General features: G+C 61.1%; 19 protein-coding genes. 7 read left to right on the top strand and 12 right to left on the bottom strand.

Annotated elements, in window-relative coordinates; genetic code table 11:
* Positions 1-128: 128 nt before the first annotated feature.
* From dxs to AABM52_RS27245, 3 genes are all read right to left on the bottom strand, one after another.
* Positions 129-2,027: a 1-deoxy-D-xylulose-5-phosphate synthase gene (gene dxs, locus AABM52_RS27255; protein ID WP_347909364.1), complete on the bottom strand. Its 1,899-nt coding sequence runs from the start codon at positions 2,025-2,027 to the stop codon at positions 129-131.
* Positions 2,028-2,118: 91 nt separating this feature from the next.
* Positions 2,119-3,006 carry a farnesyl diphosphate synthase gene (locus AABM52_RS27250; RefSeq protein ID WP_347909363.1) on the bottom strand — a complete coding sequence of 296 codons (888 nt, stop codon included), beginning with the start codon at positions 3,004-3,006 and terminating at the stop codon, positions 2,119-2,121.
* Positions 3,003-3,245, bottom strand: a complete 243-nt coding sequence (locus AABM52_RS27245; protein ID WP_007970180.1) for an exodeoxyribonuclease VII small subunit — start codon at positions 3,243-3,245, stop codon at positions 3,003-3,005. Before AABM52_RS27245 ends, AABM52_RS27250 begins: the two co-directional genes overlap by 4 nt.
* A gap of 368 nt (positions 3,246-3,613) precedes the next feature.
* On the opposite strand from AABM52_RS27245, the gene AABM52_RS27240 reads away from it, so the two are divergent.
* From AABM52_RS27240 to AABM52_RS27215, 6 genes are read left to right on the top strand one after another with little or no spacing between them, the layout of a single operon-like run.
* Positions 3,614-4,405 carry a DUF2135 domain-containing protein gene (locus AABM52_RS27240; RefSeq protein ID WP_347909362.1) on the top strand — a complete coding sequence of 264 codons (792 nt, stop codon included), beginning with the start codon at positions 3,614-3,616 and terminating at the stop codon, positions 4,403-4,405.
* A 39-nt stretch (positions 4,406-4,444) separates the two neighbouring features.
* Positions 4,445-6,157: a DUF2138 domain-containing protein gene (locus tag AABM52_RS27235; protein WP_347909361.1), complete on the top strand. Its 1,713-nt coding sequence runs from the start codon at positions 4,445-4,447 to the stop codon at positions 6,155-6,157.
* Positions 6,154-6,792 carry a DUF1175 family protein gene (locus AABM52_RS27230; protein ID WP_347909360.1) on the top strand — a complete coding sequence of 213 codons (639 nt, stop codon included), beginning with the start codon at positions 6,154-6,156 and terminating at the stop codon, positions 6,790-6,792. The genes AABM52_RS27235 and AABM52_RS27230 overlap by 4 nt, the downstream gene beginning before the upstream one ends.
* Positions 6,789-11,348 carry an alpha-2-macroglobulin gene (locus AABM52_RS27225; RefSeq protein ID WP_347909359.1) on the top strand — a complete coding sequence of 1,520 codons (4,560 nt, stop codon included), beginning with the start codon at positions 6,789-6,791 and terminating at the stop codon, positions 11,346-11,348. Before AABM52_RS27230 ends, AABM52_RS27225 begins: the two co-directional genes overlap by 4 nt.
* A gap of 1 nt (position 11,349) precedes the next feature.
* Positions 11,350-12,969 (top strand): DUF2300 domain-containing protein, encoded by a 1,620-nt coding sequence (locus AABM52_RS27220; protein ID WP_347909358.1) that lies wholly within the window; start codon positions 11,350-11,352, stop codon positions 12,967-12,969.
* Positions 12,970-12,972: 3 nt separating this feature from the next.
* A complete protein-coding gene (locus AABM52_RS27215) occupies positions 12,973-13,785 on the top strand; it encodes a DUF2135 domain-containing protein (protein WP_347909357.1) in 813 nt (270 codons plus the stop codon).
* 373 nt (positions 13,786-14,158) lie between these two features.
* Here the strand turns inward: AABM52_RS27215 and AABM52_RS27210 are convergent, their stop codons facing one another.
* The 9 genes from AABM52_RS27210 to AABM52_RS27170 form a co-directional block, all read right to left on the bottom strand.
* Complete coding sequence (locus AABM52_RS27210; RefSeq protein ID WP_347909356.1) at positions 14,159-14,905, bottom strand: S24 family peptidase; 747 nt, start codon at positions 14,903-14,905, stop codon at positions 14,159-14,161.
* 229 nt (positions 14,906-15,134) lie between these two features.
* Complete coding sequence (gene ppa / locus AABM52_RS27205) at positions 15,135-15,662, bottom strand: inorganic diphosphatase (RefSeq protein ID WP_007990564.1); 528 nt, start codon at positions 15,660-15,662, stop codon at positions 15,135-15,137.
* A gap of 113 nt (positions 15,663-15,775) precedes the next feature.
* The gene (locus AABM52_RS27200) at positions 15,776-16,588 is read right to left on the bottom strand and encodes a zinc-dependent peptidase (protein WP_046041660.1); all 813 of its coding nucleotides are present in this window, start codon (positions 16,586-16,588) and stop codon (positions 15,776-15,778) included.
* A 4-nt stretch (positions 16,589-16,592) separates the two neighbouring features.
* Positions 16,593-17,249: a DedA family protein gene (locus AABM52_RS27195; protein WP_347909355.1), complete on the bottom strand. Its 657-nt coding sequence runs from the start codon at positions 17,247-17,249 to the stop codon at positions 16,593-16,595.
* Positions 17,250-17,519: 270 nt separating this feature from the next.
* The gene (locus AABM52_RS27190; protein WP_007990572.1) at positions 17,520-17,981 is read right to left on the bottom strand and encodes an N-acetyltransferase; all 462 of its coding nucleotides are present in this window, start codon (positions 17,979-17,981) and stop codon (positions 17,520-17,522) included.
* Between the two features lie 114 nt (positions 17,982-18,095).
* The gene (gene eutC, locus AABM52_RS27185) at positions 18,096-18,920 is read right to left on the bottom strand and encodes an ethanolamine ammonia-lyase subunit EutC (RefSeq protein WP_347909354.1); all 825 of its coding nucleotides are present in this window, start codon (positions 18,918-18,920) and stop codon (positions 18,096-18,098) included.
* Between the two features lie 8 nt (positions 18,921-18,928).
* The gene (locus AABM52_RS27180; protein WP_347909353.1) at positions 18,929-20,323 is read right to left on the bottom strand and encodes an ethanolamine ammonia-lyase subunit EutB; all 1,395 of its coding nucleotides are present in this window, start codon (positions 20,321-20,323) and stop codon (positions 18,929-18,931) included.
* 106 nt (positions 20,324-20,429) lie between these two features.
* Positions 20,430-21,803, bottom strand: a complete 1,374-nt coding sequence (eat, locus tag AABM52_RS27175; RefSeq protein ID WP_347909352.1) for an ethanolamine permease — start codon at positions 21,801-21,803, stop codon at positions 20,430-20,432.
* A 272-nt stretch (positions 21,804-22,075) separates the two neighbouring features.
* Positions 22,076-23,596: an aldehyde dehydrogenase family protein gene (locus AABM52_RS27170; RefSeq protein ID WP_347909351.1), complete on the bottom strand. Its 1,521-nt coding sequence runs from the start codon at positions 23,594-23,596 to the stop codon at positions 22,076-22,078.
* 299 nt (positions 23,597-23,895) lie between these two features.
* On the opposite strand from AABM52_RS27170, the gene AABM52_RS27165 reads away from it, so the two are divergent.
* The gene (locus AABM52_RS27165; protein ID WP_347909350.1) at positions 23,896-25,812 is read left to right on the top strand and encodes a sigma-54-dependent Fis family transcriptional regulator; all 1,917 of its coding nucleotides are present in this window, start codon (positions 23,896-23,898) and stop codon (positions 25,810-25,812) included.
* The last annotated feature ends 10 nt before the right edge of the window (positions 25,813-25,822 follow it).

The following is a 25,822-nucleotide window of genomic DNA, read 5'->3' as shown; positions in this document are numbered from 1 at the left end:
ACAGTTTTGATAGACGCTGAAAACCACTGTGGGAGCGAGCTTGCTCGCGATAGCGGTGTATCAGTCAGCATTTGAGTCGACTGACAGGCCGCCATCGCGAGCAAGCTCGCTCCCACAGGGTTTTGCGTTTAGATGTTCAGCAGTTGCAGGCGCTCGCGGATCGAAGCCTCGATCCCTGCCTCATCCAGACCACACTCAGCCAGCATTTGCGCAGGCTTGGCGTGTTCGACGTAAATGTCCGGCAAGCCCAGGTGCAGCATCGACTTGAGGATGTTTTCGCGGGCGAGGAATTCGCTGACCGCGCCACCGGCGCCGCCCATGATCGCGTTTTCTTCGACCGTCACCAGCAGTTCATGGCTGGCAGCGATTTCACGAACGAGTTCTTCATCCAACGGCTTGACGAAACGCATGTCGACCACGGTCGCGTCCAGCGTCTCGGCGACTTTCAGGGCTTCGGCCAGTTGCACGCCGAACACCAGCAGGGCCACTTTGCTGCCCTGGCGGCGGACTACGCCCTTGCCGATCTCGATCGGCTCGAGGTCTTTCTCAATGGTCGCGTTCGGGCCGTTGCCGCGTGGATAACGCACTGCCGCCGGGCCTTCGTACAGGTGGCCGGTGGTGAGCATCTTGCGCAGCTCGTTTTCATCGCTCGGGGTCATCACCAGCATGCCGGGGATGCAGCGCAGGTACGAAAGATCGAAGCTGCCGGCGTGAGTCGGGCCGTCTTCGCCCACCAGACCGGCGCGGTCGATGGCGAACAGCACGTCGAGATTCTGCACGGCGACGTCATGCACCAATTGGTCGTAACCGCGTTGCAGGAACGTCGAGTAGATTGCCACCACCGGTTTCGCGCCTTCGCAGGCCATGCCGGCGGCAAACGTCACCGCGTGCTGCTCGGCAATGGCCACGTCGAAGTAGCGCAGCGGGAAGCGTTCGCTGAAAGCGACCAGGTCCGAGCCTTCCTTCATCGCCGGGGTAATCCCGACCAGACGCGGATCGGCCGCCGCCATGTCGCACAGCCATTCGCCGAACACACCGGAGTACTTCGGCCCGCTGGCCTTTTTCGGCGCGGCGGCCGGGGCGTCCAGCGGTTCGAGTTTGGTGATGGCGTGGTAACCGATCGGGTCGACTTCCGCCGGGGCGAAGCCTTTGCCTTTCTTGGTGACGACGTGCAGGAACTGCGGACCTTTCAGGTCGCGCATGTTGCGCAGGGTGGCGATCAGGGTCGGCAGGTCGTGGCCATCGATGGGGCCGATGTAGTTCCAGCCCAGTTCTTCGAACAGCGTGCCGGGAACCAGCATGCCTTTGGCATATTCTTCGGTCCGGCGGGCGATTTCCCAGGCACCGGGCAGGCGCGACAGCACTTTCTTGCTGCCTTCGCGCATGCTCGCGTAGGTGCGGCTGGAAAGGATCTTCGCCAGGTAGTTCGACAAGCCACCGACGTTGCGCGAGATCGACATGTCGTTGTCGTTGAGGATCACCAGCATGTTGGCGTCCACTTCCGGCGCATGGTTCAGCGCCTCGAACGCCATGCCGGCGGTCAACGCGCCGTCGCCGATCACCGCGATCGCCTTGCGCTCGCTGTTTTGCAGGCGGGCGGCAATCGCCATGCCCAGCGCGGCACTGATCGAGGTGCTGGAGTGGCCGACGCCAAAGGTGTCGTACTCGCTCTCGGAACGGCGCGGGAAGGCGGCGACGCCGTCCTTCTGGCGCAGGGTGCCCATGCGCTCGCGACGACCGGTGAGGATCTTGTGTGGATACGCCTGATGACCCACGTCCCACACCAACCGGTCGTCCGGGGTGTCGAAGACGTAATGCAGCGCGATGGTCAGCTCGATCACGCCCAGGCCGGCACCGAAATGCCCACCGGTCTGGCCGACCGTGTAGAGCAATTCCAGGCGCAACTCATCGGCCAGGGTTTCCAGCTCGGCTTCGCCTAACCGGCGCAGGCCGTCCGGCGTGTTCGCGCGGTCGAGCAGGGGCGTGGTCGGGCGCTTGCGGGGAATCTCATGAAACGTCGTGGGCATCAGGCGAATCGTTATAGGTATAAAAGATGCGGCAGTTTACCTGATGCATCGCCCCCTGCCCACGCGTTGGTCTTTTTTGGCGCAATCGCCGTCAGCTGCGGCGATCGACGATATACCGGGCCAGATCACGCAACGGCTCGGCCGCCGCGTCAAACGGTCGCAGCGCGTGCAGGGCCTGGTCGCGCAGCTCCAGGGCATAGGCCTTGGCGGCGTCGAGGCCGAGCAGGGCCGGGTAGGTCGGCTTGTCCCGGGCAATGTCGGCGCCCTGGCGTTTGCCGAGGGTTTCGGTATCGCTTTCGACGTCGAGAATGTCGTCCTGCACCTGGAATGCCAGGCCGATGGCCTGTGCATAAGTCTGCAGGGACTTGAGTTCGTCTTTCTCGGCACGGCCGCTGGCCAGGGCACCGAGCTTGACGCTGACCTCGATCAACGCACCGGTCTTGTGCCGGTGCATGTACTCCAGGGCTTTCTGGTCGAGCTTCAGACCGACCGAGCCGAGGTCGATGGCCTGACCGCCGACCATGCCCGCCGGGCCTGCGGCCAGTGCCAAGGCGCTGACCATTTGCAGGTGGACCTCGGCGTCCAATGTGTTCAGGCGCGGGTCGAGCAGGGCGCTGAAGGCCAGGCTCTGCAAGCCGTCGCCGGCGAGGATCGCGCAGGCTTCATCGAATTTTTTGTGGGTGGTGGGCTGGCCGCGACGCAGATCGTCATCGTCCATCGCCGGTAAATCGTCATGCACCAGCGAGTAGGCGTGGATCAGCTCCACGGCACAGGCTGCGCCGTTGGCTTGCTCGGCCTTGCCGCCCAACGCTTCGCACGCGGCGTAGGCCAGCAGTGGACGCACGCGTTTGCCGCCATTCATCACGCTGTAGCGCATGGCTTCATACAGCCGCGCCAGCTCGGGGCTCGGTGCATTGAACAGGGTATCCAGAGCCGCATTGACGCGGGCCTGGCTGGTTGCCGAGTACGCTGCAATCATTCTGGCTGATCCGCGTCGAAGGGTTCCTCGGCCAACTCGCCATCACGCTCGAGCAGCACCTGAACCTTTTGCTCGGCCTGGGCCAGCGCCGCCTGGCAATCGCGGGTCAGACCGATGCCTTGCTCGAAAGCGGCCAGCGAGTCCTCCAGCGACAATTCGCCATTCTCCAGACGCTCCACCAGCGTTTGCAGGTCGGCGAGGGACTGTTCGAAATCCAGTGCAGCTTTTTTGCGGGCCATGGCGGCGATTTCCGGTTGACGTTAAACCGGCGCGACACTAGCAGATAGGGGGTTCATGGGCAAATGAAGGGGGGATTCGAAAGCCATGGTTGTGAGTGCCACAAAGTTCGTGGCAACCCGACGATACGGATTATTCGGCTCACTTTATGAGCCGAATAAGATCGCTATTCGGCTCACCGTCCACCCGTTACCGTGATTCCCGCCGCAATTTCGGTGCCATCCGATTGTTAAAAAACACCCGAATGGCTAACCTTCGAGCCCTATACGACCTGGCACTCACGGGTCTTTCAGACGAAACGCAGTATCCACATCTGTAACGCGCCCAGGATCAGGCGCAAGGTTTCGTCATGCATGGCAGGAGGCGTCGCATGCGTTCATTTCTTTTGCTGCTGATCGGGCTGGTTTTCGCGCCCGTGATTCTGGCCGCGCCCAATGCCGAGTTATCGGAACCGGTGGGCGGCTGGCGTTTCAACGGCTTGCTGGACCGTAGCGAAAACCCGCAAGTCGCCTATCCCACGCCGCCGATTGATCGGGGTGTGCAGCGCAATCGCACGATGATCGAAGGCCGACTGAAGGCCCTGGGCACCCAGCGTGGGCCGCACACCTTGGCGGTCAACGGCAATCCGCTGAATCTCTATACCGACGAGCAAGGGCGTTTTGCTCGGCCCTATGCGTTTGGCGCCGGCTCCAACAGCGTCGAAGTGCGCAGCGCCGAAGGCCAGTCCCTCAAGCGTGTTCAATTCTATGAAGCCAACAACCTGCGCACGCCGGCGCGGATTCGCGTGGTGCTGGGTTGGGATGATCCGAAAGCCGAGCTCGACCTGCACATTGTCACGCCCGATGGCCAGCATGCTTTCTGGGCGCATTCGGCCTTGACCAATGGCGGCGGCCTCGACCCTGACGGCGTCGATGGCCCGGGTCCGGAAATGTTCACCATGACTGCACCGCTGCATGGCACCTATCTGGTTTACGTGAACTATTGGGGCAACTTCGGCAGCGGCGGCTATAACTTCGATGAGTCCGGCAACCAGAACGAGGTGATTACCTCGCAGATCAACCTGGTGCTCAACGAAAACACCGTCGATGAAAAACGCGAGACGTTCATCGTGCCCCTGCGCGCAATCGGCGACCTGCTGCTGGTCAAGACTTTCAACTACTAAGCATCCCCGCTCCACGGATGAACATCGGGTTTTGTGAACATGAGTGATACCACTGTTACTCCGGCCGCTGGCGCACCAGCGGCCAAACCTTCCCTGCATTGGCCGACGCTGCTGATCGGGATATGCCTGGTAGTTGGCGTGGCCGCTGGGTTGGGGTGGTTCATGCACAAACCCAAGGCCCCGGCGCCTGCATTGGCCAGTGACAAATTGGGCATGAGCCGCCCGGATGGCCTGCTGGAAACCCATTCCCTGAGCCAGCTGCCCAAGGACCTGCTGGCGGTGCCGTTCCTCAAGGAAACCCTGACCGAAGATTTCGTCTTCTATTACGAAACCCACGCCGACCGCCTGGGGTTGATCGGCAGCTTGCGGCGGATCATCTATGAACATGACCTGAAACTGCAGGACACCTTGATCGAGCAGCTGTTCGATCAACCTGCCGACGTAGCGTTGTGGCGCGGGGCGGATGGGCGGCTCAAGGATTTCCTGCTGGTGATGGATCGCGGCGGGCTGGCCAAGGTGCTGGAACCACTGGCCAAAGTGGCGCTGGACGACTCGCAGCTGAGCAAGGTCGCTGACGTGAAGGTCGGTACCGACGACGTGGCGCTCTATCAACTCAGTTACAACGCCAGCAAGGCACTGCTGTTCGCGTCCCATGGCGACAAACTGGTGGTGCTGTCCAATCCGGCGAAACTCTACGATCCGCAAAGCGGTGCAACGGAAGAATCGGGCAGCGTGTCGACCACGGCCATTGCCGCGTTGCTCAATGGCGACAAACTGTTCCCCGAAGCTTTCGGTCTGCCGCCTCGTGCGCCGGAGGTGAAACAACGCCTGTCGGTGAATGCCAGTGTGCTGGCCATGGGTTACCAGCGCTTCATTCCGAACTTCGCCGGCCTGCGCTTCGACATGGACGACAAGGGCTGGCACAGCTTCCTGGCCATGGATGAACTGGAGAATCAGCCGGACTTCGACTTCAAACCGATCTGGCAAGCCATGCCCATGGGCGCCAGCGCTTGCGTGGCGTTGCCGCTGGCTGCCGAGCAACAGAAACCGCTGCTGGTGAAACTCGGTGCGCAGGAGACGGTAGCCCAGGCGCTGACCGAACACATGGCCGGCGCGGCGGGCCTGTGCTGGTATGCCGATTCGCGGTTGTACACGCCCTTGCTGGTGGCCAGCCTCAACGATGCCGACAGCGGCAAACTCGATGGGGATCTGGGCAGCCTGTTCGGCTCGATGGTCGGTGCTTACGAGAGCAATGTCGAAGAAGGCGCCTTCCCGGTGGTGGAAAAACAGGAAGGCCAGAGCCACCAGTGGCAACGTCAGGTCAGCTCCAGTTTCGGTCCCTATGCGGCCAAGGAAGCTGAAGCCCCCGATGCCATCACCGGCAAGGCGTTCATGAAAGTCAGCCTGGCGCGCCACGGTTCGACGCTGCTGTTTTCCCTTGACGACAAGCTTGTGGAAAAGGCCCTCGGCACCCTCGACAAACGCTTCCCGCCGATGGCCGATGTGGTACCGAAAGAGCTGCTGATGCCGGTCTATTTCGGCCCGGATTCCATGGCGCAATTGATGCAGCAGGAAACCCTCGACAGCCTGCCCCAGGACATGGAACCGGTGTTCTACAACGCCGCGCAAACCTACCTGATCCCGAAACTGCGCAAGCTCGGCGGCTACGGTAAATACGCCCTGACCTTGCCCGAAGGCAGCGAGCCAGACGGCCACTGGCAGTGGCTGCCGCTGGAGTGGAAAGCCCTGTGACGGCATTGATCCGAAGTCTCGGCCTGCTGGCCTTGTTGCTGAGCGCGGGTGCCCGCGCTGTCGAGGCATCATCGCTCGACCCGCAGCAATCCCAGGTGTTTCGTGCCTGGTTCGTACGCATTGCCCAGGAGCAACTGAGCCAGGGCCCGAGCCCACGTTGGTATCAGCAGGACTGCGCCGGGCTGGTGCGCTTCGCCGCCAATGAAGCGCTGAAAGTCCATGACGACAAATGGCTGCGCAGCAATGGCCTGTCCAATCGTTACCTGCCGCCGGAACTGCAACTGAGCGACGCCCAGCGCGGTCTTGCCCAGCAATGGCAGCAGGGCGGTGGCAAGGTCGGGCCGTACGTCAATGCGATCAAATTGATCCAGTTCAACAGCCATCTGGTCAGCCGCGATGTGTCTCAAGCACGCCCTGGCGACCTGATGTTTTTCGATCAGGGCGACGACCAGCACCTGATGATCTGGATGGGCCGCTACATCGCCTATCACACCGGCACCAGCACTCCCACCGACAACGGCATGCGTTCGGCAAGCCTGCAGCAACTCATGACATGGAAGGACACCCGATGGATACCCGACGCAGCCAACCCCAACTTCATCGGCGTCTATCGACTGAATTTTCTTTCCCAATGACCGGTGCCCGCATGCTGCGTTTTCTGTCTCTGATGTTGGTATTGCTGCTGCCGTTCTCGGCGGTAAACGCCGAAGATTCGGTCCCGGCCAGCGGCTATGCGCCGGTGGCCGGCGAGAGTTTTTTCCTGCTGGCCGATAGCAGCTTTGCCAGCGATGAACCGGCGATGGTGCGACTCGAAGCGCCGGGCCGCGACTATCGCCGGTTTCGCATGGAGCCCTACGGCGGCGCCGACATTCGGGTGTACCGCATCGACAAACCGCTGGACTTCCTCAAGCGCCAGAAGAACCTGCATCGAGTGGTCAGCGATGGCCAGTTCAAGGGTGAAGGTCTGTCCAACACCCTCGCTTACCTGTGGGACAACTGGTATCGCAAATCCCGTCGGGTGATGCAGCGGGCGTTTTCCTACGAGTCGCGTAAACAAGTCACCGAGGAAGTGCCGGAACTGAAGATGGGCAACGCGATGGCCGCGCCGACGCCCTACGATGCGCAGCCGCAATTCGCGCTGATACCGGGTTTGCCGGTGGTCAGCCAGTTCCGTTATCCGTTGTGGCAGGCCAAGCCGATCCAGCCACCTGCCGGGGTGAACCTGGCCGGTTCATCCAGTGAGTTCGTCAGCGTCGCGCCGGGTAACGTGTACATCCCGTTGGGCAATCTCAAGCCGGGTCTTTATCTGGTGGAAGCGCTGATCGGCAAGTACCGCGCGACCACCATGGTGTTCGTCTCCAACACCGTGGCGGTGAGCAAGATCGCCGGTGACGAATTGCTGGTGTGGGCCGCGCGCAAACACGAAGGCAGTTCGGTACCGAAGGTCAATGTGCTGTGGACCGATGGCCTCGGTGTGATGAGTAGTGGGGCCACCGATGCCGACGGTTTGTTGCGCCTGAAACACGTCAGCCCCGAGCGTTCGTTTGTGATCGGCGAAGACGAAGAGGGCGGGGTGTTCGTCTCCGAGAACTTCTACTACGACAGCGAAATCTACGACACCAAACTCTATGCCTTCACCGACCGGCCGCTGTATCGGCCGGGGGATTGGGTGTCGCTGAAAATCGTCGGGCGTGAATTCAAGAATGCGCGGGATTCGGTGCAGCCAAGCGCGGCCGACGTCAATGTGACCGTGCTGGATGCGACCGGTACGGCGCTGCAATCCCTCGATCTGAAACTCGATTCCAAGGCTGGCACCCAGGGCCGATTCCAATTGCCGGACAACGCCGTGGCCGGTGGATATGAACTGCGTTTCAACTACAAGGATCAGGCCTACAGCAGCGCCTTTCGCGTCGCGGAATACATCAAGCCGCACTTCGAGATTTCGCTCAATCTGGCCAAGCAGGATTACCGTACTGGCGAGCCGGTCAAGGGCAACCTGGTGCTGCTGTACCCGGACGGCAAACCGGTGGCCAATGCGAAACTGAGCCTGAGCCTGCGCGCCCAACAGCTGTCGATGGTCGACAACGAACTGCAGTACCTCGGGCAATTTCCAGTGGAGCTGACCAGCACCGAATTGACCACCGACGCCAAGGGCAACGCGTCCCTCGACTTGCCGGCCGCCGACAAACCGAGTCGCTACATGCTCACGGTGTTTGCCAGCGACGGTGCGGCGTATCGGGTCAAGACCACCAAGGAAATCCTCATCGACCGTGGCGCGGCGAATTTCCGCTTGAACGCGCCACGGCGTTTCAGCGCGGTGGGTGACAAGGTTGCCTTCAGCTACACCCGCGAAGGCGAGCAGGCCGACGCCGTTACGCCGGGCAGCTACGGCTGGACTCGCCTGGAAGACCAGAGCACCGGCGAAGGCAAACTCGCGGCAACCGACAAGGGGTTTACCCTGGCCTTTGACCGGCCGGGCACCTACAACCTGACGCTCAAGGATGATCATGGCCGGGTGGTCGGCGCCACCGGCCATTCGGTTACCGGCGAAGGTGTCAAAGCCGTACCCGGCACCGTGGAAATCGTCCTCGACAAGCCCGAGTACATTGCAGGCGATGAAGCGCTGGCACTGATCACTTTCCCCGAGCCAGTGAGCGATGCGCTGCTATCTCTGGAGCGCGACAAGGTCGAAGCCACTGCGTTACTTTCCAAGGGTGGCGACTGGCTGAAGATGGAAAAACTCAGCGATACCCAGTACCGCGCGCGCATCCCGGTGAAGGACGGTTTCGCGCCGAACCTGACGTTCTCGGTGCTGTACACCAAGGGCGGCCAATACAGTTTCCAGAACGCCGGCATCAAGGTGGTCACGCCACAGATCGACGTGGCCATCACCACGGATAAGGAAACCTATCAGCCGGGTGAAACCGTCTCGGTGGACCTGACCACCCAGTTCGCCGGCAAAGCGATTCCCGCGCACCTGACGGTCAGCGTGGTCGATGAAATGGTCTACGCCCTGCAACCTGAAGTCGCGCCGAGCATCGACCAGTTCTTCTATCACCCACGACGCAACAACGTGCGTACCAGCGCCAGTTTGTCGTTCATCAGTTATGACGTCGCCTTGCCGGGCAGTCCCGGTGCACCGGGCAAAGCCAATCGCAGTGAGCGCGGCGTGAAGGTGCTGGAGCGACCGCGTCGCGAGGACGTCGACACCGCAGCGTGGCAACCTGAATTGCTGACCGATGCCAACGGCAAAACCCGCTTCACCTTCAAGATGCCCGACTCCCTGACCCGCTGGCGCATCACCGCCAGGGCCATTGCCGATGGCGGTCAGGTCGGGCAGAAGAAGCAATTCGTGCGCTCGGAAAAACCGCTGTACCTGAAGTGGAGTGGCCCGACTCGATTCCGCGCCGGCGACAAACCGGACCTCGGCGTGTTCGCCTTCAGCCAGGCCGAGAAACCGGTCAAGGCCGAACTGGTGACCCGTTACGCCGGCAACGAACAGCGTGTGCCTGTGACCCTGAACAGCGGCATCAACTACATCCCGTTGCCGACCTTTGAACTGGCCAATGGCGAGTGGAGCGCCGAGCTGGTGCAGGATGGCAAAACCGCTGATGCCCTGGCGGTGCGCCTGAGCGCGACCGGTGAAGGCTGGCAGGTGACTCAAACCCAGAGCATTGATGTGGGTGAGGGCGATACACCGCTGACACTGCCGACAGACGCCAGTGATATCCGCCTGCGTCTGGACGACAGTCCGCAAGCGTTGTTCCGTTCTGCACTCGACGATCTGTTGAGCTACCCCTACGGTGGCGTCGAGCAGACCGCCAGCCGCCTGCTGCCGTTGAGCATCGCCTACCCGACGCTGGCGGCGAATCCGCAGATCCGCGATCGCCTGCGCCTGATCATGCAAAACAGTCGCCTGCGCCTGGTACAAATGGCCGGCCCTTCGGCGTGTTTCACCTGGTGGGGCATGGACGGCGAGCCGGATGCGTTCCTCACCGCTTACGCCTATTACGCCGACTGGCACGCCAGCCAGGTACTGGAACTGAGCCTGCCGCCGGAGCATTGGCAGCGGGTGCTGGAGGTCTACGCCAAGCAAGCGAAGAACACGCCGCTGTTGCAGCGGGCGCTGATCCTTTCGTTCGCCAAACAGATGCAGTTGCCGGTCAATACATTGCTCAGCGGCTTGATGGACGACCTGGCGAAAGCGGGCGAGGGCACTGCCGCGAATCTGATGGAAGACGGCGAAGACAGCCTCGTCATGAGCGATCCGGATTCCGCCTTGGGGCTGGCTGCCGCACGAGTGCTGACGGCGTCGCTGGCAAGGCAGGCGAAGGTCGCTTTGCCGGATGTGTTCAATCGGCAACTGGCCGACGCGCAGCAACGTCTGGCGGTCAGTTCCCAGCCGTTTGCCGAAGCGCTGAACCTGTCGCTGCAACCCTTCGATCAGGCTCACGCCCAGGCCTTGCTGCAACGTTTGCTGCCGCAGCAATCGACCCTGGAGCGTGCATTGGCACTCACCTGGCTGCAACGCAGCATCGAGCAGGCATCGCCCACCATTGCATTGGCGCCGGGTGAAGGCTGGAAGAAGCAGTACGGGGTTTCTGGTGAGATGTATTGGACGTGGCAGGGGCCTGCGCCAGTGCCGGCGGTATTGACGCTGACCGGCGCGCAAGAGCGTCCGCTGCGCGCTGCATTGAGCTACCGCAGCCAGCAGCCGGCGGTCGATCCGATGGCCGTGACCATCACTCGTCGCCTGTCGCGACTGGTGCCGGGGGATGAGGCCTTCACTTTCAAACTGGAAGCGGTCGGCAACGCGCCGCTGTCCAGCGACAACCTCTATCTCGATGAAGTGATCGTCACCAGCAAAGCCGCCAGACCGTTGCGTTATGGGATGCTGGAAGTGCCGCTGCCACCGGGCGCCGATGTCGAGCGCACGACCTGGGGTATCAAACTCATGGGCAAGGCTGGCACCGAGCCGACGGCGCTGGAGAAGGCGCGTTTCGAACCGGGGCAAATGGCTTATGCCGTTCCGGTCGATGCCTTGAGTGGCGAATTGCGCCTGCGTCACTTGGTGCGCTTCTCGCAGAAGGGGCAGTTCAACTTGCCGCCGGTGCGTTTCACTCAGGTTTATGCGCCGCAACATCAGGCGTTGGAACAAAAGGCAGCTCTTGGCCAGGTCACGGTTCACTGACGTGCACAGGCTGCTGATAGGTTGGTTGCTATGTCTGATCCCTGTGCTGGCAACGGCGCAGGACGAACCTTTGCGCCTGGCCTTCAAGGGCGATTTGTTGTCGCTCAGCCGAACGCAGGTGATCACTCGCGAGCCGTTGCCGCCAACCTTGCAGACGCCGTTGGGCAGTGTGTGGAAGTTGTTCGTCTACGCCTGGCTGGTGGACACCGGCGCGCACGAGCCGGCTTATGAATGTCGCGGGCAGTCGAAAGAGGAGGTGTATTGCTGCACGGCGGGCGGCAGGATCGAGCGTGATCAGGCGTTGGTGAAGTCATGCGGTCTGTATTTCGAACCCGCGCGGTTGGGCATCAGCAATGCCGACTGGCGAACCTATTGGCAGGCGCGGCAGGCGCCGCAATGGTTGCTGGATTTGCCTTCGTTGCAACCGGCTACCCGGGTTTCGGTGGCCGAACTGTTGAAGGTGTTGACCGTGCTGCCAGCGCAGGATCAAGCCCGACGTGTGTTGCTCGATGTGGTGCTCAATGCCGCCGATGGCCATGTCGTCGGCGAACTCGGCAGCCGCCTGCGGGTGAAGACCTGGAGCTGGCTGGCGGATCAGGATGCAACATCGCGTCAGGGCGGGTTTGCCGGTTGGACGGCGGACGGTACACCGGTCTGGGCCGGCGGGCGCGGCACCAGTCAGCGGGTTCTTCGAGATTACGCGCAAGCATTGTCTACGGTGATTCCTGTTGCATGGCCTGCGGATGCAGGGCAGTGCGTAGAGGTCGACCTGTTCTCCCGCTATCCACTTCGGCGCGTGCTGTCAGGGGATGCGGCGGTGACGTCCGGGGCATTGCAGGGTAACTACCGCGTCGAATTCGCCAACGGCAATGCGCTGGATATTCACAGCGACGGCGAACTGTTTCTACTGAACGACAAGCTTGTGGCTCGTCTGGATCGCGAAGAGTACGTGGCCCGTGTTCTCCAGCGCGAAGCCAGTGCCGAACCGGTCGAGGCCGCCAAGGCCCTGGCCGTGGCCATCCGTACCTACCTGCTGCAAAACGCCACGCGCAGCGGTCACTGCCTGAGCATCGACGACAGCAGCAGCCGTCAGCGGGTCGCACCGCGTCCGGCGTCGTCCGAGTCTCGCGACATTGCCGCCTGGACCAGCGACCTGGTGCTCGCCGGCAGCACCGTCACCTACCATTCCGATCAACCCGGCCCGGACAAGTTGTCCTGGCAGCAAGCCGTCGAGCAGGCCCGTGCCGGGCAGCGCTACGACGCCATCCTGCTGCACGCCTACCCACGTGCCAGTCTCAGTCGCTGGGACAACCCGGTCGCGTCCTGCGAAGCGTTGCCCGCCGCACAAGAATGGCTGCAGAAACAACGGCGCGGCTGGCGCCAGAAACTCGAAAGCGAAACCGGCTACAACGAAGTCAGCACCTTCGCCGTCTGCCGCCTGGCCTTCGGTCGCCCCTATGTCGACCGCGAACGTCAGCGCATCTACGTGCGTGGCGCGCAGACACTGCAAGACCGCCTCGACCTGACCCACGAATACCTGCACCTGGCCTTCGAAGCACACCCCAATGGCCAGGATGAAACCTACATCGAAGGGCTCGCCCGCCACCTCTTGCTGGAATAGTCCATGAAGCTCCGTTATCCACAGGTCTTGCTGTTTCTCTACTCGCTGGTGGCGTTGCCATCGGTGATGGCGGCTGACAGCGTCAAACTTGACACCCCCGCAGGCGGTTGGCGCACCGGCGCGCCTGAGGGCGAAGGGGAAAACTTCCGGCAGGTCGTCAACTACCCGGCCTCGTCGGTGAATACCCCGGCAGGGCAGGCCAGCACCGCTCGCATCAGCGGCCAGATCAAAGCCACAGCCAAATCCACAGAGCCCGGCCGGCTGATCGTCAACGGAGTGAGCATGCCGCTGAAAATCGACCCGGCCGGCCGCTTCGATCGCCCGTTCTCATTCCCCAACGGCAGCAACAGCGTCGAGGTTCGCAGCCCCGATGGCCAGCAACGTCAGCGCACGCAATTTCTCAACAGCAGCGGCGGTGCAACCCCGGCCAAATTGCGCGTATTGCTGGCGTGGGACAGCGACAACACCGACCTCGACCTGCACCTGATCACCCCCGACGGCGCCCACATCTGGTACGGCGACCGCGTCGCCCCCAACGGCGCCGCGCTCGACGTCGACGTCACCACCGGCTACGGCCCGGAAATCTTCGCCATGCCCGCGCCGATCAAGGGGCAATATCTGGTCTACGTGAACTACTTTGGCGGCGGCTACAGCAGTGATGAAGATGGGCAGGAAGACGCGGTGCAAGCGCTGACCACGGCCCAGGTGACGGTGATTACCGAGGAAGGCACGCCGAGCGAGAAGATGGAGACGTTCCTGGTGCCGATGCGTGCGGTGGGGGAATTGACGTTGGTGAAGGGGTTTAGTTATCCCTGAGGGGGAAGTGACAGCAGTGCTGACACTATTCGTTTTTTGTTTGTCGCAGCAGTGCTGCGACAAATTCAAGTACGGGGCAGCTCACTTTCTTTCAGGCATTAAAAAGCCGGCTTGTGGCCGGCTTCTCGGGGACTGGCTTGGATCATTTTTGGTAAGCCGCGCCAGCCTTCAAAACGTACACCCGGATCTTGCGTCCGGCTGTGGGACCTGGTGAGAAAGTCATCTGTCAGGCCAGTGCATCTGAGCCGCAGGGCGGGTCGATGCGCAAATGTGGGGCGCAGCATACGCAGGTTTGATGGAAATTCCCAGCGGGAAGTGCCGGGCAGAGCCGTTTGGCCACCCGGGTGGGCGGCCGATGGGCGTTCTGGAGCGCTTAAAGAAAGGGCACCGTCGGCCGTCGTTTGTTCAGGGTCGACCACCAGAACACCCAGCCCAGCACCCTGATGTTCTGCTCTTCGATTTGTGCAGCCCTGAAGATTTCATCGGGGTATTCGGCGCGGTTGTGGCTGCGCAGTCGCAGGGAGTTGCCCGGCAGTCGGTGCAGGTACTTGATGCGCAGCATGCCGTCATGTTCGATGGCGTAGATCTCGCCATCGACAATCTGGGTCAGGCCACGGTCAATCGCCAGGGTCGAACCGTCTTCGATTTTTTCCCCCATGCTGTTGCCGCTCATCAGGGCGCAGATGGCGTCGGCGTGGTTGATTTCCAGGGAATCGAGGTGGCTGCGGGGCAGGCGGATGGATTGCTCGGGGTCTTCTATGACGTGGGTTTTGTTGGAGCCCGGGGCGGTGACAGCTTCCTTGAGGAATGGCAGTTCGACGTCGACAGGCTCGATGACCGTGTAGACGCCGCGGATGGTCTGGGCATCGAAGGTGTTGCCGGTTTCGTCGAGCAGGCGCAGGTGCTGGGCATCTTTCGAGCCTTCGCCGGTTTTCAGCCAGTCGCTGCTGACGGAGAGTTTTCTGGCGACTTCTTCCATGCAATGGGCGGGCACACCGCGGGTGTACCAGTTATGTACATTTTGCGGAGCCGTATCCAGGAATTCGGCAAATCCGGTGGTTGTGATGTTCGCTGCTTCGAGCAGCGCTTTAAAGCGTGGGCCGCTAGTGTTCTTTTTCATGAGCGCGAGTCTACTGGCGGCTAACAAGGGTTTGAATAAACGCCTCGTTCAAATTTCGCGGGAATTTTACGACCGGATGTAAGACGCTCTTGGGGAACTTTAAACAAGTAAAAACCATTGGAAGGTTTGTTTAAACGGGGTGTTTAGCGTGCTTATCAAGCGCCCACAAAAAACCCCGGATCTCCCGGGGTTTTTCTTGCCGCTTGCAGCTAATAGCCTGCAGCCGGGCTTAGCCTTTGTAGGCAGCAACCGACTTGGTGATCGCTTCGCGGGCGGCGTCTGCGCCGGCCCAGCCTTCGATCTTCACCCATTTGCCTTTTTCGAGATCTTTGTAGTTCGCGAAGAAGTGCTCGATCTGCTGGATCAGCAGCGCCGGCAGGTCGGTGTATTCCTTCACGTCGACGTACAGCTGGGACAGCTTGTCGTGTGGGACTGCGATGACTTTGGCATCGCCGCCGCCGTCGTCGGTCATGTTCAGGATGCCAACCGGACGGGCGCGGATTACCGAACCTGGAGCAACCGGGTAAGGGGTTACGACCAGCACGTCGAGGGGATCACCGTCGTCAGCCAGGGTGTTCGGGATGTAACCGTAGTTGGCCGGGTAGAACATTGGGGTGGCCATGAAACGGTCAACGAACAGGCAATCGCTGTCTTTGTCGATTTCGTATTTGATCGGCGCGTGGTTGGCCGGAATCTCGATCGCGACGTAGATGTCGTTCGGCAGGTCTTTGCCAGCCGGAATCTTGCTGTAGCTCATTGGGCGTTGCCCCCGTTAGTTGACCAAAAACACTTGGCCGGATTGACCAAAAAGTGGCGGCGATTATAGGCATATTCCTGTGTCGACGCCATGGACCAGAAGTCGTATGGCGCTTACTGGTGTGCCTGATAGACAGGGTCATGCGCCTGAAGTTGCTTCAACCTCGCCAATGGGTCCTGGCGATAGAACAGCTTCAACTGCTGGTACACCTGTGGATAAGCCTCGTGCAGCAAATCCGGGGCGCTGAAGAAGTATTCGCTGGTGACGGCGAAGAACTCGGCAGGATTTTCGGCGGCATAGGGGTCGATGGCGGTTTCGGCATCGGGATTGCGTTCCAGTTGCCGGTCGAGGTCGTCGTAGGCCTCTTGCATGACGCTGGCCCAGTCGCTGACGCGCATGTCGGGATGCAACGGCGGCAGGCCGTTGGCGACGCCGTTGAGCATGTCGAGCTTGTGCGCCAGTTCGTGGATCACCAGGTTGTAGCCTTCCCAGCCACCACTGGCCATTACGCCGGGCCAGGCGAGGATGATGGGGCCTTGCTGCCAGGCTTCACCGCTGTGCTCACCGTCCCATTCGTGCTCGACGCCGCTGGCATCGCGATGGCGCTGAGGGCTGAGGAAGTCATCGGGGTAAAGGATGATTTCGTGGAAGCCCTGATACCAGTTCAGGTCGCCGAGGTGCAGCAGTGGCAGTTGCGCCTGGGCGGCGAGCAGCAAGCGTTGTTCCTGATGCAGTTCGACACCGGGCAGGGCGCTCAGGTGCTTGTCTTCGAGGAACAGCACGCAGGCTTCGCGCAGCCATTGGTCTTCGGCGGCGCTGATGCCATCGAGAAAACTCAGGTGATGGCGCACCCGTTGCCACATGTCATCGGCAATCGGGTGTTTTGCCAGGGTGCGCCGGCGACGCCAGGCGCTCAGGGACCACATCGTGTCAGCGCGATTCGGCTTTGGAGTTCGACGCGGCAAGGCGGTTGCGCACCATGCCAATGATCATCGGCACCAGCGAGAGCAGGATGATGCCGACTACCAGCAGCGACAGGTTCTTCTTGATGAACGGCACATTGCCGAAGAAGTAACCAAGCGTCACCAGCCCGCCGACCCACAGGACAGTGCCGAAGACACTGAAGGCGAAGAAACGCGGATAAGGCATTTTCCCCACCCCGGCGACGAACGGTGCAAAGGTACGGATGATCGGCAGGAAGCGCGCCAGGGTCACGGTTTTGCCGCCGTGTTTGTCGTAGAAATCGTGGGTTTGTTGCAGGTAATCACGACGGAAGATCTTCGAGTTCGGATTGCTGAACAGTTTTTCACCCGCCGTTCGTCCGATGATGTAGTTGGTGCTGTCGCCCAGAATCGCCGCCAGCATCAGCAGACCGCCGAGCAGTACCGGGTCCATGCCGCCACCGGCCGCCACGGCACCGGCGATGAACAGCAGGGAGTCGCCCGGCAGGAAGGGCATGACCACAAGGCCGGTTTCACAGAAGATCACCATGAACAGGATGGCGTAGATCCATGCCCCGTAGTTGGTTACAAGCATGTCGAGGTAGACGTCGAGATGCAGGACAATGTCGATCGGGTTGAAATCCATGGATAGCACCTGTGGTAATGGCCCGACTCAGCGGGCCTGTGCGGATGACTTCGCGTAAGACTACGGATAGAGGTAGTTTTTCTTACAAGCCGGGAATATCGGGATTATACGAGGCGAGTGGTGAAAATCGCGTCGAGATTGTAGCGGGGAATGTCATCACAGGGCTGATGTTTGATAACGAACAGGTGGGAGCGAGCCTGCTCGCGATGCCGTCGCCTCATTGGGGCAGTGCAATCCGGTCGATGTCATCGCGAGCAGGGTGCAGGTGATTCAGAGTTCGTCGCTGATCGGCAGCACATAGTTCTTGAATTCGGTGTCTTCCTTGAATCCGATGGACTCGTAGGTTTTCTGCGCGACTTCGTTGTTGCTGCTGGTCGAAACACGCATGCGCACGGCATTGGTTTCCTTGGCCATTTTTTTTGCGGTGCGGATCAGGTTGTCGGCCACCAACTGGCGACGGGCGTCTTCGGCGACATAAATGTCGTTGAGGATCCACACACGTTTGAGCGAAAGCGAGGAGAAGCTCGGGTACAGCTGGCAGAAGCCCATCAGTTTGTTGCTGTCGTCATCGGACAGCGCCAGGTAGATCACCGACTCCTTGCGACGCAGGCGTTTTTCGAGGAACGCCCGGGACGAGTCCGGATACGGCAGGGAACCATAAAACTCGCGATATTTGACGAACAACGGGGTCAGCAGGTCCAGGTGTTCGAGGGTCGCTTGAATAATCCGCATGGTAGGTCTCGTCTTCAAGTGGCTGTCTTACGTCTCTGACGGCGATGGGAAACCCTTGGCGGCCGCGCCACGATCCTGCCTGAAACTGGTACGAATGTGCAATGCGCAAGCGGTTCAGGCATTTGGCGGGCCGAGCAGGAAATTTCCTTTCATGTCGCCTCCCGTGTCCGACTCCAGTGTCTGAACCTGCGCTTCGTCCTTCAGATTCACCCCTGACAACTGCCGCCGGCAGGCTTCGCGCATCAAATACAGCAAACGGTGTGCCGCCATGCCGTAGCTCAGGCCTTCGAGCCGGACATTGGAGATGCAATTACGGTAGGCATCGGTAAGGCCGACCTTGGGATTGTAGGTGAAATATAAACCCAGGCTGTCCGGAGAGCTGAGGCCAGGGCGTTCACCGATGAGGATCACGGTCATTTTTGCGCCAAGCAACTCACCGATCTCATCGGCGACGGCCACCCGGCCCTGTTCCACGAGTATGACTGGCGCAACAGTCCAGCTGTCGCCGGCCATTTGCTCTTCGAAGCGTGTCAGAAACGGCAGGGTATGGCGATGAACGGCCAGTGCCGACAGGCCGTCGGCGACCACGATCACCAGATCCACGCCTCCCGGATGGGCCGTCGCGTAATCACGAAGGGTCTGCGCCGAGGCATCACTGAGTTTTCGCCCCAGATCGGGGCGTTGCAGGTAGGTGTTGCGATCTGTCGCCGCACTGTGCAGCAAAAGGCACTCGCGATCACGTTCGGCCATTTGCGCATTGAGGGAGGCATGGTCAAACGGCAAGTGCACCGCATCCCGCGCCTGAGCGTGGGCATATTGGAAGTCCAGTTGCGCGTGGGTGGGAATGCTGGTGCCGGTGCGGCCCAGAGCGATTCGCGCCGGCGTCAGGCGTCGCAGCTCCAGCCAAGGGTTGTGTGGATCGAAGGGTAGTTTGTCCATGTCAATGCTCATCCCAGTTGCGCCAAGGCCTGCCGGAAGGCTGGCGGCAGGCTGTCGCCGAAGAGAACCCTGCCATCGGCTTGAGTGAAGATGCCCATTTTCGCCAGCCACTGTTCGAATTCCGGTGCGGGCTTCAACCCCAGGGTCTGTCGGGCGTAAAGCGCATCGTGGAACGAGGTGGTCTGGTAGTTGAGCATGATGTCGTCGGAGCCGGGGATGCCCATGATGAAGTTGATCCCGGCGACACCCAGCAGGGTCAGCAAGGTGTCCATGTCATCCTGGTCGGCTTCGGCGTGGTTGGTGTAGCAGATGTCGCAGCCCATGGGCACGCCCAAAAGCTTGCCGCAGAAGTGGTCTTCGAGGCCGGCGCGGATGATCTGTTTGCCGTTGTACAGGTATTCCGGGCCAATAAAGCCGACGACGGTGTTGACCAGGAACGGTTTGAAATGCCGCGCCACGGCGTAGGCCCGGGTTTCGCAGGTTTGTTGATCGACGCCGTGATGGGCGTTGGCCGACAGGGCGCTGCCCTGGCCGGTTTCGAAGTACATCAGGTTCCGGCCCAGCGTGCCGCGATTGAGGCTCAATCCTGCGTCGTAACCTTCCTGCAATATATTGAGGTTGATGCCGAAACTGGCGTTGGCCGCCTCGGTGCCGGCGATCGACTGGAACACCAGGTCCAACGGGACGCCGCGATTGATCGCTTCGATCGACGTGGTGACATGGGTCAGCACGCACGCCTGGGTCGGGATTTCGTAGCGCTGGATGATCGCGTCGAGCATCTCCAGCATCGTGCAGATCGAGGCGATGCTGTCGGTGGCCGGGTTGATGCCGATCATGGCATCGCCATTGCCGTGCAGCAGGCCGTCGAGAATGCTCGCGGCGATGCCGGCCGGTTCGTCGGTGGGGTGATTCGGTTGCAGGCGCGTGGACAGTCGACCGCGCAGGCCCAGGGTGCCGCGAAACTGCGTGACCACGCGGATTTTTTGCGCCACCAGCACCAGATCCTGTACGCGCATGATCTTCGACACGGCGGCGGCCATTTCCGGAGTCAGGCCGGGGACGAGGGCGCGCAGGACCTGCTCGTCGGCGGCATCGCTGAGCAGCCAGTCGCGAAAGCCGCCGACGGTGAGGTGGCTGACGACTGCGAAAGCTTGTTTGTCGTGGGTGTCGATGATCAGTCGGGTGACTTCATCGGATTCATAGGGAATCAACACTTCTTGCAGGAAGTGGGATAGCGGGATGTCGGCCAAAGTCATCTGGGCTGCGACGCGCTCGCCGTCATTGAGGGCCGCGACGCCGGCTAGAAAATCCCCGGAGCGCGCCGGGCTGGCCTTGGCCATCACATCCTTGAGGCTGTCGAAGCGATAGGTCTGGGCGCCGACGGAATGGGCATATACGGCCATGGGGCGGGGCCTCCTGATCAATTTAAAATGCGATCCGCTTTTCTGTGGGCAATTGCATGCACTTCAATAATGCAGGCGCCAGGCTCGGGGCCCGGCGCCGGTGCATTCATATACCTTCGAGCATAGCGTCTGCCGGTGCCTCGGAACGTTGCTTGGCGGTTAGCTGGAAGTACAGGTAACCGGCAACCATGAAGCCGAGGAAAACCAGGCCGATCACGGTGTTGAACCAGGCCATCGCCACCAGGCACACCACCGCCAGGAACAGCGCGATCCCCGGCACGATCGGATACCCCGGCGCGCGGAAGGTGCGCTCCAGGTTCGGTTCGGTTTTACGCAGCTTGAACAGGCTCAGCATACTGATGATGTACATCACGATGGCACCGAATACCGACATGGTGATCATCGCCGCCGTCAGGGTCATGCCTTGCAGGTTGACCAGACCGTCGCTGTAGATCGCGGCGATGCCGATCACGCCACCGGCCAGAATCGCCCGATGTGGGGTCTGGAAGCGCGAGAGTTTGGCCAGCCCTTTGGGCAGGTAACCGGCGCGAGCCAGTGCAAAGAACTGCCGTGAATAGCCAAGAATGATCCCGTGGAAACTTGCCACCAGACCGAACAGACCGATCCATACCAGCATGTGCATCCAGCTCGAATTATTGCCGACCACGGCTTTCATCGCCTGGGGCAGTGGATCGTTGATGTTCGACAGTTGACGCCAGTCGCCGACGCCGCCGGCCATCACCATCACGCCGATGGCCAGGAACACCAGGGTCAGAATGCCACTGACGTAGGCCTTGGGGATGGTGCGTTTCGGGTCCTTGGCTTCTTCGGCAGCCATGGCCGCGCCTTCGATGGCAAGAAAGAACCAGATCGCGAAGGGAATGGCGGCGAAAATACCGGGAATCGAGCCCATCGTGAACTCGTTCGAACCCGACCAGCCATTGAGTACGAAGTTACTGAAGCTGAAGCCCGGGGCGACCACGCCCATGAACACCAGCAATTCGGCGACTGCCAGCACGGTGACCACCAACTCGAAGGTGGCCGCGATGCTGACGCCGAGGATGTTCAGGCCCATGAACACGAAATAGGCGCCAACGGCGGCGATTTTCGGGTCAAGTTCCGGGTATTGCACGTTGAGGTAGGCGCCAATGGCCATGGCGATGGCCGGTGGTGCAAAGACGAATTCGATCAGGGTGGCGATGCCGGCGATCAACCCGCCTTTTTCACCAAAGGCCCGGCGGCTGTAGGCAAACGGCCCGCCAGCGTGGGGAATCGCCGTCGTCAATTCGGTGAAACTGAAGATGAAGCAGGTGTACATCGTCGCCACCATCAACGCAGTGACGAGAAACCCCAGTGTGCCTGCGGTGCCCCAGCCGTAACTCCAGCCAAAGTACTCGCCGGAAATCACCAGGCCGACGGCAATGCCCCATAAATGCAGGGTGCCGAGTGTGGGTTTGAGCTGTGTGGAAGAAGTAGTCATAAGTCCTCTCTAATTTTTATTGTTCGATCTTTTGGACTTTCGGGTACGACGGGTTGAGTGCAATTCCTGAATGACGGGTACGCAAGGCCCGTGCCAGAGCGGCCAGCCTTTTGTGTTGTGTCATTTCAGACGCCTTCGCGAGCAAGCTCGCTCCCACAGGGTTCTGTGTCAGGTCTCAAAAGGTGGATTCACCACAAAAACCTGTGGGAGCGAGCCTGCTCGCGATGGCTGTTTGAAGGGCGACACAGATTTACCTGTGCCGCCCCCGGTTTTTAGAAGAAGCCCAGCGGATTGATGTCGTAGCTCACCAGCAGGTTTTTGGTCTGCTGATAGTGGTCGAGCATCATTTTGTGGGTTTCACGGCCGACGCCGGACTTCTTGTAGCCACCGAACGCGGCGTGCGCCGGGTACAGGTGGTAGCAGTTGGTCCACACACGACCGGCCTTGATGGCGCGGCCCATGCGGTAGGCGCGGTTGATGTCGCGGGTCCAGAGGCCGGCGCCCAGGCCGAACTCGGTGTCGTTGGCGATGGCCAGGGCTTCGGCTTCGTCCTTGAAGGTGGTGATGCTCACCACCGGGCCGAAGATTTCTTCCTGGAACACGCGCATTTTGTTGGTGCCCTTGAGCAGGGTCGGCTGGATGTAATACCCGCTTGCCAGGCTGCCCTCGAGTTTTTCCACCTTGCCGCCGGTCAGCAACTCGGCGCCTTCGCCCTTGGCGATTTCCAGGTACGAAAGGATTTTGTCGAATTGCTGCTCGGACGCCTGGGCGCCGACCATGGTATCGGTGTCCAGCGGGTCGCCACGTTTGATTTGCAGGACTTTCTTCATCACGACGGCCATGAACTCGTCGTAGATCGATTCTTGCACCAGAGCGCGGGATGGGCAGGTGCAGACTTCGCCCTGGTTGAAGAACGCCAGCACCAGGCCTTCGGCAGCTTTCTCGATGAAGCTCGGTTCGGCTTTCATGATGTCTTCGAAGAAGATGTTTGGCGACTTGCCCCCCAGCTCCACGGTGGACGGAATGATGTTTTCCGCCGCGCATTTCATGATGTGCGAGCCGACCGGGGTCGAGCCGGTGAAGGCAATCTTGGCGATGCGCTTGCTGGTAGCCAGCGCTTCGCCGGCTTCGCGACCGAAACCCTGGACGATGTTCAGCACACCCGGTGGCAGCAGGTCGCCGATCAGTTCGACCAGCACGGTGATGCCCAGCGGGGTTTGCTCGGCGGGTTTGAGTACCACGCAGTTGCCGGCAGCCAGCGCCGGGGCGAGTTTCCAGGCGGCCATCAGGATCGGGAAGTTCCACGGAATGATCTGCCCGACCACGCCCAGCGGTTCATGGATGTGATAGGCCACGGTGTTGCCGTCGATTTCGGCAGCGCTGCCTTCCTGAGCGCGAATGCAACCGGCGAAGTAGCGGAAGTGGTCGGCGGCCAGCGGGATGTCGGCGTTGAGGGTTTCACGCACGGCCTTGCCGTTGTCCCAGGACTCGGTGATCGCCAGCAGTTCCAGATTCTGTTCGATGCGGTCGGCGATTTTCAGCAGCACCAGCGAACGCGCCTGGGCGGAGGTGGCACCCCACGCGTCGGCAGCGGCGTGGGCAGCGTCCAGGGCCTTGTCGATGTCTTCGGCCGTGGAACGGGGGAATTCGGCAATCGGTTGGCCATTCACTGGCGAGGTATTGGTGAAGTACTGACCTTTGACAGGCGCGACGAACTCGCCGCCGATGTAGTTACCGTATTTGGCTTTGAACGAAACGATAGCGCCTTCAGTACCGGGGTGAGCGTAACGCATGGTGGTCTCTCCTTGCTTTTGTGCTTATAGGGAGTCGCGCATGTGCGCTTGCTTTAAGCGTAGAGCAAGGGCCGGGCCAGTGCCTTGCATGTCAGGTAAATCAAGGCCTTGCGAAGTTTTTGTCAGACGGGTGGGTAACGCCTGTGACGCTTTCGGTACAGCCTGGGTGACACTTTGTACCCTTTGTGGCACAGCCTGTGACCAACCGGTCTTGCAGGCATTGCAATGCGGGCCGGGCTGGAGGATGCTCGGCATCACCTCATGCACGGGACGCCGAGCCCCGGGGAGAATAATAAGAAATGCACGACAACCATTTGAGTCGCCATGCCCAGCAAGTATTGACCGTGACTCAGGGAAAGACCCACCTGCACGGTCCTGGCAGCGATCCGTCCATCGCCCGTTCCTGGCTGCGCTGCCTTGAGGACTATCACCTCGATCCGGCCCTGAGCATCGCGCCGACGGTGCTGGAACATGGCCGTGTCCTGGAAAGCCGCGAACGCTTGCAGCAGGTTCTGCACATCGCCGGCAATGAAATGACCAGCCTGCATCAACAACTCTCCGGCGCCGGCCACGCAGTGCTGCTGACCGACGCCCGCGGCGTGATCCTCAACTGCGTCACCGCGCCCGCCGAACGGCAGATTTTCGAGCGCGCCGGCCTTTGGCTCGGTGCCGACTGGAGCGAGGCCTGCGAAGGCACCAATGGCATCGGCACCTGCCTGGTGGAGCGTCAGTCACTGACCATCCATCAGGATGAACACTTTCGTGGCCGCCATACCGGCCTGACCTGCTCGGCGAGCCCGGTCTTCGATCCCCATGGCGAACTGCTGGCTGTACTTGACGTGTCGTCGGCGCGGCGCGATGTGTCGCGGCAAAGCCAGTTCCACACCATGGCACTGGTCAATCTATCGGCGAAGATGATCGAGAGCTGCTACTTCCTGCGCTGTTTCGACAATCAATGGTTGTTGCGTTTTCACTTGCAGGCCGAGTCCGTCGGTTTGTTCAGCGAAGGGTTGCTGGCATTCGACGGGGAAGGGCGCATTTGTGCGGTCAACCAGAGTGCGCTGAACCTGCTGGGACATATTCGCGGCGGCTTGCTGGGTAAGCCGGTGGAGGCGTTTTTCGATTGTTCGCTCGATGAGTTGCTCGGTCGTGCGAGCACCAATGCCGCCACCAGTTGGCCGTTGCGTACCCGTGATGGTCGCAAGCTGTTTGCAGTGTTGCGCGGTGAGGCACGGCGACCGCTGCCGATTCCGATGGTGCCAGCGGCCAAGGTTGTACAAGCGCCGCGCCTGTCGGGCATTTGCCTGGATGACGCGACGTTGCAGGCGGACTTCCGCAAAGCCTTGCGCGTCTACGAGCGCGACGTGCCGCTGCTGATCAACGGCGAAACCGGGTCCGGCAAGGAGGCCTTTGCCAAAGCGGTGCACCACGCCAGCCAGCGGGCGGAGAAAGCCTTTGTCGCCCTCAATTGCGCCGCCATTCCCGAAAGCCTGATTGAAAGCGAACTGTTCGGATATCGCGGCGGCAGCTTTACCGGCGCGCGCAAGGAGGGCATGCGTGGCAAGTTGCAACAGGCCGATGGCGGGACCTTGTTCCTCGATGAAATCGGTGACATGCCACTGGCCTTGCAGACGCGCTTGCTGAGGGTGCTCGAAGACCGGCAAGTGGTGCCGATCGGCGGCGAACCGGAATCGGTGAATGTGCGGATCATCAGTGCCACTCACCGTAACTTGCTGGATCGTGTGCAGGACGGCAGCTTCCGTGAGGATTTGTATTACCGTCTCAACGGGCTGGAAGTCGCGTTGCCGGCCTTGCGTGATCGTAGCGACAAATCCCGGTTGCTCGACTTTCTGCTGGCCGAGGAGGCGGGCGGAGAAACCGTGTTGATCGACGGGCCGGCGCGGGAGGCCTTGTTGGGGTTCGCCTGGCCGGGAAACGTGCGGCAGTTGCGAAATGTGCTGCGTACGCTGGCAGCACTGTGTGAGAACGGGCGGATCGGCCTGGAGGATTTGCCGGCGATGATTCGTTCGGCCAGGCCGGCGGTGGCGCAGGCTATCGAGGAGCCATCGGAGCATCCGTTGGAAGATGCCGAGCGACTGGCGTTACTCACGGCGCTGGAGCAGACGCGCTGGCATATGACGCATACGGCGGAGCAGTTGGGGGTCAGTCGCAATACCCTATATCGGAAGCTGCGTAAACACGGTATCGCCCGGTAGACCGCATCAC

The sequence above is a fragment of the Pseudomonas grandcourensis genome (assembly GCF_039909015.1).
GTDB lineage: Bacteria > Pseudomonadota > Gammaproteobacteria > Pseudomonadales > Pseudomonadaceae > Aquipseudomonas > Aquipseudomonas grandcourensis.
Note: the sequence above shows the minus strand (reverse complement) of the source record. Positions and strands in the feature narration are given on the sequence as shown.

Bases quoted from the DNA above. Each gene is read 5' to 3' on its own strand.
- AABM52_RS27245 (WP_007970180.1), bottom strand. From the start codon at position 3,245: ATGGCCCGCAAAAAAGCTGCACTGGATTTCGAACAGTCCCTCGCCGAC.
- AABM52_RS27240 (WP_347909362.1), top strand. From the start codon at position 3,614: ATGCGTTCATTTCTTTTGCTGCTGATCGGGCTGGTTTTCGCGCCCGTG.
- AABM52_RS27225 (WP_347909359.1), top strand. From the start codon at position 6,789: ATGACCGGTGCCCGCATGCTGCGTTTTCTGTCTCTGATGTTGGTATTG.
- eat (WP_347909352.1), bottom strand. From the start codon at position 21,803: ATGACTACTTCTTCCACACAGCTCAAACCCACACTCGGCACCCTGCAT.
- AABM52_RS27210 (WP_347909356.1), bottom strand. From the start codon at position 14,905: ATGAAAAAGAACACTAGCGGCCCACGCTTTAAAGCGCTGCTCGAAGCA.
- AABM52_RS27250 (WP_347909363.1), bottom strand. From the start codon at position 3,006: ATGATTGCAGCGTACTCGGCAACCAGCCAGGCCCGCGTCAATGCGGCT.
- AABM52_RS27200 (WP_046041660.1), bottom strand. From the start codon at position 16,588: ATGTGGTCCCTGAGCGCCTGGCGTCGCCGGCGCACCCTGGCAAAACAC.
- AABM52_RS27170 (WP_347909351.1), bottom strand. From the start codon at position 23,596: ATGCGTTACGCTCACCCCGGTACTGAAGGCGCTATCGTTTCGTTCAAA.
- AABM52_RS27235 (WP_347909361.1), top strand. From the start codon at position 4,445: ATGAGTGATACCACTGTTACTCCGGCCGCTGGCGCACCAGCGGCCAAA.
- AABM52_RS27215 (WP_347909357.1), top strand. From the start codon at position 12,973: ATGAAGCTCCGTTATCCACAGGTCTTGCTGTTTCTCTACTCGCTGGTG.
- ppa (WP_007990564.1), bottom strand. From the start codon at position 15,662: ATGAGCTACAGCAAGATTCCGGCTGGCAAAGACCTGCCGAACGACATC.
- AABM52_RS27190 (WP_007990572.1), bottom strand. From the start codon at position 17,981: ATGCGGATTATTCAAGCGACCCTCGAACACCTGGACCTGCTGACCCCG.
- AABM52_RS27165 (WP_347909350.1), top strand. From the start codon at position 23,896: ATGCACGACAACCATTTGAGTCGCCATGCCCAGCAAGTATTGACCGTG.
- dxs (WP_347909364.1), bottom strand. From the start codon at position 2,027: ATGCCCACGACGTTTCATGAGATTCCCCGCAAGCGCCCGACCACGCCC.
- eutC (WP_347909354.1), bottom strand. From the start codon at position 18,920: ATGGACAAACTACCCTTCGATCCACACAACCCTTGGCTGGAGCTGCGA.
- AABM52_RS27180 (WP_347909353.1), bottom strand. From the start codon at position 20,323: ATGGCCGTATATGCCCATTCCGTCGGCGCCCAGACCTATCGCTTCGAC.
- AABM52_RS27195 (WP_347909355.1), bottom strand. From the start codon at position 17,249: ATGGATTTCAACCCGATCGACATTGTCCTGCATCTCGACGTCTACCTC.